10 protein-coding genes are annotated in these 11,357 nt (G+C 71.1%); 2 read left to right on the forward strand and 8 right to left on the reverse strand.

The window, feature by feature from the left end; translation table 11 throughout:
• Window positions 1–50 precede the first annotated feature (50 nt).
• The 8 genes from ACNYC2_RS28100 to ACNYC2_RS28135 all read right to left on the reverse strand — a co-directional run bounded on the left by ACNYC2_RS28100 (window position 51) and on the right by ACNYC2_RS28135 (window position 9,071).
• Window positions 51–1,352 carry a M23 family metallopeptidase gene (locus ACNYC2_RS28100; RefSeq protein ID WP_419704882.1) on the reverse strand — a complete coding sequence of 434 codons (1,302 nt, stop codon included), beginning with the start codon at window positions 1,350–1,352 and terminating at the stop codon, window positions 51–53.
• The gene (locus ACNYC2_RS28105) at window positions 1,349–1,975 is read right to left on the reverse strand and encodes a hypothetical protein (protein ID WP_419704883.1); all 627 of its coding nucleotides are present in this window, start codon (window positions 1,973–1,975) and stop codon (window positions 1,349–1,351) included. Before ACNYC2_RS28105 ends, ACNYC2_RS28100 begins: the two co-directional genes overlap by 4 nt.
• Window positions 1,975–3,969 carry a hypothetical protein gene (locus ACNYC2_RS28110; protein ID WP_419704884.1) on the reverse strand — a complete coding sequence of 665 codons (1,995 nt, stop codon included), beginning with the start codon at window positions 3,967–3,969 and terminating at the stop codon, window positions 1,975–1,977. The genes ACNYC2_RS28105 and ACNYC2_RS28110 overlap by 1 nt, the downstream gene beginning before the upstream one ends.
• On the reverse strand, window positions 3,966–6,497 hold the full coding sequence (locus ACNYC2_RS28115; RefSeq protein ID WP_419704885.1) for an ATP-binding protein: 2,532 nt from the start codon (window positions 6,495–6,497) through the stop codon (window positions 3,966–3,968). Before ACNYC2_RS28115 ends, ACNYC2_RS28110 begins: the two co-directional genes overlap by 4 nt.
• A gap of 6 nt (window positions 6,498–6,503) precedes the next feature.
• A complete protein-coding gene (locus ACNYC2_RS28120; protein WP_419704886.1) occupies window positions 6,504–7,163 on the reverse strand; it encodes a hypothetical protein in 660 nt (219 codons plus the stop codon).
• A 112-nt stretch (window positions 7,164–7,275) separates the two neighbouring features.
• Window positions 7,276–7,575 (reverse strand): hypothetical protein, encoded by a 300-nt coding sequence (locus tag ACNYC2_RS28125; RefSeq protein ID WP_419704887.1) that lies wholly within the window; start codon window positions 7,573–7,575, stop codon window positions 7,276–7,278.
• A gap of 12 nt (window positions 7,576–7,587) precedes the next feature.
• The gene (locus tag ACNYC2_RS28130; protein WP_419704888.1) at window positions 7,588–8,745 is read right to left on the reverse strand and encodes a hypothetical protein; all 1,158 of its coding nucleotides are present in this window, start codon (window positions 8,743–8,745) and stop codon (window positions 7,588–7,590) included.
• The gene (locus tag ACNYC2_RS28135) at window positions 8,742–9,071 is read right to left on the reverse strand and encodes a hypothetical protein (RefSeq protein ID WP_165827347.1); all 330 of its coding nucleotides are present in this window, start codon (window positions 9,069–9,071) and stop codon (window positions 8,742–8,744) included. The genes ACNYC2_RS28130 and ACNYC2_RS28135 overlap by 4 nt, the downstream gene beginning before the upstream one ends.
• Before the next feature lie 200 nt (window positions 9,072–9,271).
• On the opposite strand from ACNYC2_RS28135, the gene ACNYC2_RS28140 reads away from it, so the two are divergent.
• Both ACNYC2_RS28140 and ACNYC2_RS28145 read left to right on the forward strand, forming a co-directional pair.
• Window positions 9,272–10,165 (forward strand): hypothetical protein, encoded by an 894-nt coding sequence (locus ACNYC2_RS28140; RefSeq protein WP_419704889.1) that lies wholly within the window; start codon window positions 9,272–9,274, stop codon window positions 10,163–10,165.
• Window positions 10,166–10,647: 482 nt separating this feature from the next.
• Window positions 10,648–11,352: a hypothetical protein gene (locus tag ACNYC2_RS28145; RefSeq protein ID WP_419704890.1), complete on the forward strand. Its 705-nt coding sequence runs from the start codon at window positions 10,648–10,650 to the stop codon at window positions 11,350–11,352.
• Window positions 11,353–11,357 lie beyond the last annotated feature (5 nt).

The raw sequence follows: 11,357 nt of genomic DNA on the forward strand, positions 1-11,357 counted from the left end.
CAGAACTCATCGGTTCTACGCGTAGCCGTTTTCGCTCGATCGCCGAGAGGTCAGCTTCCCGCCGCGTCCGCGGGTTCCCGGGAGTCCGTCGCGTCTCCCGGAGACACCGACTCGGTGACCGGTGCGGCGACGCCGAGCGTCACGCCCTGCGCCGCCATGAACGGCTCGGGGTCCACCGCCTGACCGTTGACCCGCACCTCGTAGTGCAGGTGGCAGCCCGACGACGTGCCCGCACCCGCCGGGTCGATGCGCGAGTCGCCGCCCATCGACGCGATCTGCTGCCCGGCCTGCACCGTCTCACCGACCCGCACCAGGTTGGTGCCGGTGAGCAGGTGGCCGTACGTCGAGTCGAGGCCCAGGCCGTGCTCGATGCGGATCGTGTTGCCGGTGCCCCAACCGGTCGCTCCGGAGATCACCACGCGTCCCGCCGCGGCCGCGTACACCTGCGTACCGCAGGACGCCGCGATGTCCTGGCCCAGGTGATAGGTCGACGCGCCGGCGATGCCCGTGCTGCGCGGGCCGAACCCCGACGCCTTGGAGCCGACCGCCGGGTTGGCCCACCCGCCGGCGCCGACGGCGGCGTGCCCGACCGAGCCGGACATGCACGGCGCACCGGCCGCCGCGCCCTGGATCGACCGGGAGAGCGCCTCGAGATCCTGCTCGTCCGCCCCGCTGACGAGCTGGATCACCTGGAGCGCCTGGTCCCAGTACTTCTGGTAGTGGTACGGGTCGGCGTTACGCTGCGCCTTGTGCGCGGCGAGCGTCGGCTCCAGCGTCTCCCAGCCGGTGACCGCGAGCAGGCGGTCGTAGAACCGGCCCGAGGACTGCACGGGGTCGAGGCGCTCCTCGACGGTCCCGTACCACTTCTGCTCCTGGAACATGCCTATCGACGACGTGAGCGTGCCGTCCGGGTTGCGCACCCCGAACCGGTCGTCGCCGTAGGACAGGTTGCGCATGCCGGACTCGCCGAGCGCCGTCATCACCGCGATGGCCTGGGCGCGGGCAGGCACCCCGCGGTCCTGGCCCACCTGCAGGATCACCGTCGCGTTCTGCAGCTGCTCGCCCGTGAAGCCCCCGGCCGACGCCGCCTGGCCGTCCGCGGGTATGACAGAGGCCGACATGCTGCAGCCGTTCTGCGACTGGTTCTCGCTCACCGCGCCGCCGACGAGCACGACCATCGCGATCACCGCCGCGGGCACCGCCATGACCGCGGCGACCAGCACGGCAAGCACCAGCACCGCGCGCCTGGCCGGATCGTCCTTCTTCCTGCCTCTGCCAGGACGTCCGCCTCCGGACCGGACCGCCTGTGCCACCGCACGCGTCGCGATCCCGGCGGCGGCCTGGCCGTTCACGATCCCTCCGGCGGCCTGATCTGTTCGGCGAGCCAGGGCGCTGCGCCGTCGGCCCGGGTCAGGAGCACCGTGTAGGGACCGATGTCCGTCGGTACCGCGACCTCGGCGAGCAGCGTCGACGTCTCGTCGGTGACCTCCGGGTCGCCGGTCACCTCGGTGACCGGCACGAGCCGGGGGTCCACGTCCTGGTAGACGGGCCGGGCCTGCGGCGTGAGCATCGGCTTCAGGTCCGCCCACCAGGAGTCAGCGGCCTGGTCGGTCGCAGCGAACGCGGTGATCGTCGCGAGTGCCGCTTCACGCGCCGCCGTCCGGACGGTCTCGTCCCAGACCGCCTCGACCGGCTCGCTGGGCGCCGTCTCGTCGAACTCCGGCTCGGCCGTCACCTCGACGGCGGGGTCGCCGGCCGCCGGCTCGCCCTCGACCTCCTCGGAGGCGGCCACCTCGCCCGGGTCGTTCTCGGGCGAGCCCTCCGGGTTCGCGAAGTCGTCCTGCCCCCTGGGCGTGACGACACCGTCGCTCTCCTGCGCGGTCGGGTCGACGAAGCCGCCTTCGCGCGGCCAGCCGATCCAGGTCCCGATCGCGAGAGCGACCACGGTGATCACCACGATGACTACACGTTTCATCAGCGGCCCAGCCCCCGCATCTGACGGCGGCCGGGGTTGTGGACGATCGCCGACGGCTGCGGCCCGCCGGCCTGCGGCGCCCCACCCTGACGTGCCGCGTTGAACGACTGGGCCAGCCGGGCGGCGCTCTTCGACCGCTCACCCCGCTTGCCCAGACCACGCGCGGCGCCGAGCGCCTGCTTGGCCTGGCGAGCCTTCTGCACCACGCTGAGCGCCTTCGAGGCGCCGACGGCTGCGCCGGAGGTACCACCGCTCGCGACCATCGCCCCCGCCTGCAGCGCCACCGACGTCCCCGTGCGGCGCGCGCTGCCCAGCCGGTCGCTGAGGCGCTCGCCGGCCGTCGGAGGCAGGTGCGGGCTGGGTTCGTTCGACGGCTTCTCACCGGCGTTCGTCCCCTCCGGCAACGGCTCGGTGCCCGCGCGTCCGCCGTCGGGCGATCCGTCCTGGGCGGTGCGCGCGGCACTGGTCCAGGCGTTGCCGCTGCCGTCCCCGTCGGCCGGGGTGCCGTCGGGGCCCACGGGTTGTCCGGCGGCGCCCACGGGGATGGGGACCGTGCGGTTGTCGTCGCCCGGCGCGCCGTTCGGCATGCCCCCGCCGCCGCCCGCCGAGCTGCCCACCGGTCCGCCACCAGGAGTACCGTCCATGGCGGCCGGGCCGGCGGCCTGTATGTCGTTGCCGTCGATCTTGACGCCGTCGCCGTTCGGCTTGACCGGAGCGGGCCCGATGCCGACGCCCGCCCACTCCCTCGCCTTGTTGTACCGGTCACGCCATTTCGCGGTGCCGTCCCACGGCATCGCGGCGGGCTCGCCCACCTGGGAGGGGACGCCGGCAGCCGCGAGCTTGTCGGCGAGGCCGCGCAGGGCCTGGCGAACGCTGGCACCCATGAGCACGTAGAAGACGGCGCCCGCGATGACCAGCGTGTTGAACAGGTACAGCCGTACCAGGAACGGCAGGCCGCTCGTGGCGTCGTAGAAGCCGAGCAGCATCCTCATCCACGCGACCAGGAACATCGTGGCCATGGCCACGAGGACCGCGCCGAACGCCACGCTCGCGAACGTGCGGAACAGCTGGGCGCGGGTCCCGCTGGAGATGACGCCGACGGGGAGCTGCCACAGCAGCTTGATCGCAGACCAGCCCAGCAGCAGCACCGCGAAGATGGTGCCGCCGACGATCACCACGGACAGCAGCAGGAACACGAAGCCGGTGGTGAGCAGGCTGAGCGTCGAGACGACGGTGCCGGCGTCGACGGTGGACGCCGCCTCCTGGTAGGCCTCGTCGCAGCCACCGATCGCCTCGACCGCGTTCTCCCGGCCGACGTTCTCGGTGTAGGTGTCCTCGCAGCCCGTGCCGTCGATGACCGTGCCGTAGTTGATGATCTGGTGCGGCGCGCGGAGCAGGGTGTCCACGAGCTGACCCTTGAGACCCTCGCGGATCACCGTCGAGTCGCGCTCGAACGAGGCACCCTCCGTCGCGAAACCGGTGGCGATGTCCATGCCGGCGTTCCGCGACTGCATGATGACGCCCTGCTCGCCGCCGATGGTCGCCATCGGGTTGGCGAGGAACCCCGTGGCCAGGGCTGCGATCAGGCAGCCGATCAACAGCTCCATGAACCCGCCCGCGTACCGGCCCTTGAGCAGCCAGAAGCCCACCACGAACGCCAGGATGATCAGCATCAGGTTGAGCAGGCCGATCTGCGCGATCATGCCCTGGATGATGATGCTCAGCCCCGCGAGCGGCGCCAGGATGTAGCCGAGCCAGTCCATGCCCAGCACCCAGTCGAGCACCCAGATCTGCACGGCGACCATGTCCCGGTACCAGACCCAGAACATGCCGGCGAGGGTCGAGAAGATCTCGGAGTCGACGTTCAGCGGGTTCCACGGCGAACCCGTGTCCCACTGGAGCATGAACCGGTCGATGTTCACGCCCTGGGTGTCCTCCAGGTTCAGCCCACCGCCTGGATCAGCCGCTGCCGCGAGCGGCGCCAGCCGGGTCATGACCCGATCACCGCGCCCGTGGAGCTCGTCGGCGTGGTCTTGACGGTCTGCGCACGTGACTCCACCAGCGGCGCCATGACCTTGGCCCGGCCGTACCGGGCCTGGAAGTCGCGGATGAGGCACTCGCCCCGCCGCTCCTCCGTCACGCCGACGGCGGCGTCGGTCACCGGGGCGGTGCCCTCGGTGACGAGCTTGACGAGTCCTTCGTCCACCGGGGCGCCCACGGGCAGCCCGTGGAGCCAGCGCAGCCCGCGGCGTGCGAGGTTGGCGTCCCGGTGGCGCAGCAGCACGCGGAACGGGATCAGCCCGCGGACCACCTCGTTGCCGAAGTCCTCCTCCGCGTCGTGGCTGCCGAGCAGGAGGGCGGCCTTGTGCTTACGGCCGTCCCGGATGAACATGCCGATCTCCTCGGCCGCCTCGGGCGACGACATCGTCTTGGACGCCTCGTCGGCGGCGAAGATGTCGAGCCGGGAGCGGTCGGCGAAGCAGCGGTACCTGGCCAGGGCAGCGATCAGCGCGAACGTGGCCCGGCCGAACACCTTCTCGGCCTTGAGCTCCGCGAACAGGTGCCCGTGCTCCATGTCGGCCTTCGAGGGCAGCTGCATCTTGTGGGTGTGCAGCACTATCGCCGGCGAGCTCAGGTCGAGCGGCGGCAGCGAGTCGTCGAAGAGGGCGCGCCCGAAGTCCAGCTCCGAGAAGATGCGCATCTCGTCGGCCAGCATCCGGGCGCCCGGGTACTCGCAGTCCTGCTCGAGGTGCCGGGCGAGCGAGCCGAGCGACGTGATCTCGTTCCGCCACATGTACTCGGTCTGGAGCACCTTGGACAGCAGCACGTTCTGCTCGGACTTGGTCTGCACCGACAGCAGTACCGTGATGAAGGCACGCGCCACACGGGGTGCCTGGGCGGGTGGCAGGATCCGCAGCGGGTCCATGGAGACCGTGGCGTCCTCGGAGATCTCGACCACCTGGGAGCCCGGGATCTCCGAGACGGCGACACCCCACTCACCCATCTCGGTGTGGTCCACCGCCATGAGCGTGGCACCCATGTCGACGTTGTCCATGGCCACCGTCTTCATGCTCACCGACTTGCCCGCGCCCAGCTCGCCGACGAATCCCATCGCCAGCGCGACGTCGAGCTTGTCGGTAGCGCCCGCCAGGTTCACGAACACCGGGTTGGGCCGTGCTGCTCCGTTCGAGATCTCCAGGGCGAACAGCGCGCCGGAGGTGTCACCGAGCTCCGTCGTGGCGAACGGCACCGCCGCCGAGAAGGCCCGCGCGGTGGTGATCTGCGAGTACTCCCGCACCGCCCGCGGCGTCGGCATGCCGGGCAGGGTGGCGTCGAACAGCGTCGGCTGGATCGTGGGGTCCGTGCGCAGCGAGAACTGCATGGCGGCGAAGTACTTGGTCAGGTCGCGGGCGTCGTCCAGCGCCTGCTCGGGGGTGTGGCCGGAGACCGTGAACATGGTGGTGGCGTCGACCTCCACCTCGAGCTCGTCCGCGTCCATCACCGCCTGGTACTCGCCGAGCGCGCGTGCCGTCGTGTCGAGGGAGGATCCGGCGCGCTCCTCCTCGGAGCGCTGGTCGAACTGGTCGTTCAGGGTGCGCACCGCGCGCCGGTTGCGGTTGGTCACCTCGTCGCGTGACCGCACGGTCATGCGGATCGCCCAGTCGCAGGGCACTCCCGACTCGTCGACGCGCCCTATCCACTCGCAGCCCGGGTACACGATCCCGCCCGACGGCGTATCGCTCACCACGAGCGTCGTCTGGTAGGAGGCGAGCTCGGGGTTGGTCGGGTCGATCACCTTGACGTAGGGCCGCTTCAGGATCTGCAGCGGGCCCAGCTTCTTCTCCGAGTCGGTCTGCCCGGCCGGGTCCACCAGTGCGGACGGCAGGACAGAGGGCCCGGACAGGTGCATCTCGGCGTCCAGGGACCCGTCGACGGGCACCGCGGTGTCCAGCCCCAGGCCGCGCTGCATCGCGTGGCCGAACATCCAGGCCATCTCGGCGACCGTCGCCGGCCGGGGGTCGAACGCGGAGGGCATCTCCTTGCGCAGTGCCTCCGCCTGCGCCGCCCGTTCACCCACCGCATGCCTGCCCGGTACGGAGCGCGGCATCATCAGCGTGTCCTGGAGCGTGGTCCAGGACGCGTGCAGCGGTTCCATGAACGCCTTCGCGCCCGGGTTCGCCAGGGGTGCGGCGATCCAGTGGACGCGCCGTCCGATCGGGATCTGCTCGAGGAAGTCGAGGGTGGCCTCGCACTCGGCGGCCCACGCCTCGCGCTCGGTCAGGTCGACGCCCTCGATCATCGAGAGCACCACCGACGCCGGGTCGGTGGCCGCCGTCAGGCCGAGGTGCAGGGACTCGCCACGCAGCGCCCGGTAGAGCGCCGTGTGGTGCCGCCGCGCGGCGTGCTTCTTGTCGTCGGGCTGAAATGCGTACGGCACAGGTGACACGCGCCAGACCGCCCACACGGTCCCGGTGCGGGTCCACATGAGGCCGTCGGTCAGGGCCGAGATGTGGCTCAGCATGGGGGCTCAGTCCTCTCGCGGGGTGGTGGGGGCCGTGCGTTCGGGGTCCTGCGGCTTGCCGGCGAGCAGCTGCCCGACGCCGGTGAGGTCGGCGTTCTTGCGTCCGGCGGCGGCCGCCGCCGCTGCTGCTGCCCAAGGCCCTCGCCCGGTCAGCTCGGGCAGGAGCTCGGCCGGGATCGGCCGGGCCACGGCTGGGGGCTGTGGCTCGACTGTTCCGGCTCTCACACCGGCCGCCGGCCGGAACTGCTCGGCCGCCGCCTCGGCACGGGACGGGGTGACGGTCTGTCGCGGCAGCACGACCATCACCCGGTGGGTGATCAGCCGCGGCTTGGGCAGGGATACCTGCCCGCCCGCCAGGCGCCCCGGGCTGGTGGTCAGGTTCATCGCGTCCATGACGAACGCGACCGGGTTGCGCCCGCTGCTCGGGAGCTTGCCCGTTGCCCAGACGACGCCCACGACCACGCCGACGGCGACCACTATGTTCATCAAGCCGCCCAGCCGCGCCCACAGCGGGGCGGTCTGCCACAGCGCGAACGCCACCACGGCGCCCGCACCCACCTGGGTGATCGTGTACGGGCCGCCCCAGATGCGCCCGCCGCTGGGTAGCTTCCCCACCAGCATGGGGATGCGGCGGGCCTTCGTGTAGAACTTCGCGGTCTCGGTCACCGGACACCCTCCTCACCACGTGCTGGGCGCGCGAGAGCGCCCACCTGACCAACCCTGTGTCGTGCCCTCGGCATCCTGCCCATATGCCTGGCCCCGTCGGACCCAGCGGCCGTCAGAGTGCTGTCTGTGGGTCCACGACCTGTGTGTTCACGATCGCCGGGGCGGAGTCGAACTCGTCCCTGGCGAGGTCGGAGGTGACGTTGATGCCCCCGTTCACCAGCCACAGGACGATGCCGCCGACAATCGCGGACATCAGGATCGCCGCGATCGACATCTTGGTCTTCACCGCCGTGATGACGACCATGAGGATGACGACCACGAAGGTCACCGATTCGATAGCACTCTTGACCTCCTCGGACTTGACGGTGATGAGGTCGAGGAAACCGCCGGCCATAACAATCTCGTTGATCATGGTTCTCTCCTTCTAGTTTCCGGCGGTGCCGGAGTCGATCGTGCCGGATGGCGTCGTGTTGATACGGACGGCCGGCTCGAGGCCGGCCACCTCCCAGCGGCCGTCCCGCGCGACGAGCGTGAGGACGTACTGGGCGGTGGTCTTGTTGCCGTCGAGCCGCGTGAGCTCGGCGGTGATCAGGGCGTGCGTACCGTCGTCGTCGGCAGGGTCGTCCGTGACCTCGTGCGTGCCCTTGATACCCGACACGGTCACTGCCGTGTAGGGGGCCGGGGTGATCGCGGAGATCGACGTGCCGGGTCGGAGGTAACGCGTGATCTCGCCGTCGCCGGCGATCATGGCCGCGAGGAACCCGGCGGCCGACTGGCCGGCGGCGGACGTCGGAGAGATGGTCTCGGGGTAGTCGAGGTCCGGCGGCTCGGCGGCCGCGGCGGGCCCGGGGACGGGTGCGGGCAGCGCGAGAGCGGTCACCGCCAGGTTGGGGCCCGACCACTCGGTGTCCGTGCGGTCGACCAGTACCGGCACCTGGAAGTAGCGGCGCACCCACACGAGCGGCACCTCGGTCTCCTCGCCGGCCTTGGCTCCGTCGCCCGCGGGCGGGGGTGTCGAACCGGGCGCCGGCTCCGCGACGTCGACGCCGACGGTCACCGACCACACGTCGTCGTCCGCCGGCTCGATCTGCGCCACCGACGAGTCGCGAATGGTCAGGCCCGTCTGGGGAAGAGAGCCGACCGGGGCGTTCGTCAGGGAGGCAAGGAGCTGCTGGTCGTTGCTGTCGGCCCGCAGCCAGGTCTCCACGAGCTCGATCGCACGCTCGTTCGCGGCGGCCTCCTCCGCGGTGCTCGCCGCACCGGCAGTCGCGGACACGGGGGCAGGCTGGGGGCGCAGCAGCGTCCACGCCAGGGCGGCGGGCCCGGCCAGCAGGGCGAGCGCGAGCACCGCGCCCCAGGCCTTGGTCACCAGGGCGGGCCCGTTGGACCACTCCACCACCTGGGGAGGGGGATTCTCGCCGTCGCCACCGCTGCCTCCGCCGCCCGACGACGGGGGAGTCGCGGGCTGGTCGGGTCCTCCGGCCCAGGGCGAGCCGGTACTGGAGGCGCCGTCGGCCGGGGCGGGCAGCTCGGCCGGCTTGGCCGCCTTCTTGCCGCGCCGGCGTTCGAGGAGCGAGCTCATCGCGTCCGCACCTCGTTCTGCAGGTCCGCGCGGATGCGTTCGCGTGCCTCGCGGGCGCTGCGTACGCGAGGGCTGTCGAGCGCCTCGGTCAGGCGGACGGTCGTGTCTTCCTCGCCGAGGGGGTCCTCGGAGAGGGATGCGATGAGGTCGCGCACCAGGGGTGCCACCTCACCGCGGGCCGCGTGCACCTCAGCGGTGTCACGAAGCAGTGACCACGTGTGGTCGAAGTCCGGTGCATCCGGATCCGCACTGCGGACACCCGCACTGCCGAGGTCGGTGCTGCCGAGTCCGGCGCCGGGCGCCTGGTCGAGCTCGTCCTTGCTCATCTCGCCTCTCCCGTTTCTCCGTCTCCTACGTCTCTTGCGTCTGCTCAGCACAAATGGCAGGTCGGCAGTTCGTGTGACATCGGTGATGCCCGGGTTTTGGCCGACTGTGACGCAGGTCACACAGGCCCAGAAGAAGCGGGCAACAGTGGCGGGCAACACCCCCCGGATGGACTCAAGGCTGATCGGAGGGGGGAACCGCCATGCCTGCACGTACACCTGCACCAGCTGGGACGCTGATGCGCGAGCTCGACCACGACTGGGCCGACCTGGTCCGCACGCGGTCGTTCGCGATGGAGATCGCGCGTCTCGTCGGACGTTTCCCGCAGCTCGCCGGACTGCGTACGGGTGGCACCGTGCAGCTCGCCCCCGACGACGCAGACAAGGTGCTGTACGCGCTCATCGTCGAGCACGCGGGCGGCAGCTTCGCCGCCGGCCGCGCGGTGCTGCAGTGCATGCTTCCCGCGGTCCGCACCATCGTGCGCCGGTCCCGCCGCCACTACCCGGACGTGCAGGACCTCGAGCAGGAGGCCGCCGCCGCGATGTGGGACGCGATCACCCACTACGACCTCGAGCGCAGCAGCCGGGTGGCGATGCGGCTGCAGGGGCACACCCTGACGCGCGTCGTCGGCGACCGGGCACCGCACGCGCAGGGCGGGCGGGCGAGCCGCGGTCCCCGGGTGGCGGAGATCCCCACCGACACGACCACGCTGACCGTCCTCGAGCGGCCGACGACGCCCGAGCCCGAGCCGGACGTCGTCTACTCGCTCGCGAGCATGTCGCTCGGTGCGACCGGCGAGGTTCTCGACGTCATCGCGTGGGGCCTCGACAAGAGCGTCCTGACGCGGGACGAGTCAGCACTTCTGGCGCGGCTGTACGCGCCGGACCCCGATCTCCCGGAGTACGCCGAGCTCGGCTCGGGTCGCGGGAACTATCAGCGGCGGGTGGCCCACGAGCTGGGCATCTCGCACGCAGCCTTGCGCCAGCGGGCGAGTCGCGCAGTGCGACGGCTGGCGGAAGCCGTTCAGTCCGGTGGTCTGTCTGGGGGACAGCCGGGCGAACGGGACGGTGAGGGACGACGGCGACCGACGGGCTGAGCACTGGGGGGTGCGTGAAGCCCTGAAGTTGTCGGAAGTTCATGTCATCGCGAGAGGGCCCCACCGCCAGCGGGGCCCTCTCGGTCTGTCCGAAAGTTCACCCCGGCCCGTTTTTGCGCAGGCGAGGCAGTGGGGGACCCTCTTCTCATGGCCGGACCTGCCGAGTCAACACCACAGTCGTGGTATCGACCCGTAATCGGCAGATCCTTTCAAGGTCACTCAATATTCAAGCCATCTCCACAACTTTGAAGTCTCCTTGACCTAGCGGTCACCTGGAACGCTGATTAGCGTTCAACCTGCCGGGTCCGCCCGCGTAGTTGAGGATTACCTGCGGTGACACTCGCGTGACACTCGCAGGAGGCCCTCGACCAGCAGGGGCAGGGAGCACGGTGGAGACAGGCGCACGGATGGGAACCTCGATGGGTCCCGCACCGGGGGAACCCGAGGCGGACTCCGCCGACGGGCTCGGAGGAGACGGCACGGTGAGCAGTAGCACGAAGGTCGCGAACCAGGACCAGCACGCCCGGTCCGCGACGAAACCCCAGCGACCCGCACCCCCTGGGCCGCTCAAACCGACGCGCGCCCGCCGCCGTCCGGCACTCATCGCGCTCGGGCTCGCGCTCGTGGCACTGAGCGTGCTCGGGTCGGTGTACCTGGTCAGCACCCTTGGTCAGACCTACCAGGTTCTGGCGATCACGAAGGACGTCGCACGGGGCGCCCCGGTCACGGCCGCGAACCTCGGGGTTGCCGAGCTGCCCGTGGGGGCGGGGTCGACCCTGCTCAAGCCGGTCCTCGCCGACCAGATCGACGAGATGACGACGGGCAAGGTAGCCACGGCCGACCTCAAGGCAGGTCAGCTCCTGACGGCCGACAGCGTCGCGACCGAGCTCCGGCCACCGGCCGGGCAGTCCATCGTGGGCATCGCGCTCGCCCCCAACCAGATGCCTACCCAGGCCCTGAAGGCCGGCGACAGCGTGCGCGTGGTCGAGACGCCCGCGACCGGCGGCGAGCCGCCCGCCCGGGCACCGTTCGCGATCGCGGCCACCGTGGTCTCGACGCAGCCGATCGCCATCGGTGAGCAGACGGTCGTCGACGTGCAGGTCACGTCCTCCACCGCGGCGGACCTCGCGGCCCGCGCCGCGAGCGGCCGCGTGGCCATCGTGATCGACGCCGTCGGGGCCGGGTGATCCGC

The sequence above is a fragment of the Promicromonospora sp. NFX87 genome (genome assembly GCF_048564965.1).
Lineage (GTDB): Bacteria > Actinomycetota > Actinomycetes > Actinomycetales > Cellulomonadaceae > Promicromonospora.

Coding starts and splice junctions, on each gene's coding strand:
- ACNYC2_RS28135 (WP_165827347.1), bottom strand. CDS start 9,071: ATGAGCAAGGACGAGCTCGACCAGGCGCCCGGCGCCGGACTCGGCAGC.
- ACNYC2_RS28140 (WP_419704889.1), top strand. CDS start 9,272: ATGCCTGCACGTACACCTGCACCAGCTGGGACGCTGATGCGCGAGCTC.
- ACNYC2_RS28105 (WP_419704883.1), bottom strand. CDS start 1,975: ATGAAACGTGTAGTCATCGTGGTGATCACCGTGGTCGCTCTCGCGATC.
- ACNYC2_RS28125 (WP_419704887.1), bottom strand. CDS start 7,575: ATGATCAACGAGATTGTTATGGCCGGCGGTTTCCTCGACCTCATCACC.
- ACNYC2_RS28115 (WP_419704885.1), bottom strand. CDS start 6,497: ATGCTGAGCCACATCTCGGCCCTGACCGACGGCCTCATGTGGACCCGC.
- ACNYC2_RS28130 (WP_419704888.1), bottom strand. CDS start 8,745: ATGAGCTCGCTCCTCGAACGCCGGCGCGGCAAGAAGGCGGCCAAGCCG.
- ACNYC2_RS28110 (WP_419704884.1), bottom strand. CDS start 3,969: ATGACCCGGCTGGCGCCGCTCGCGGCAGCGGCTGATCCAGGCGGTGGG.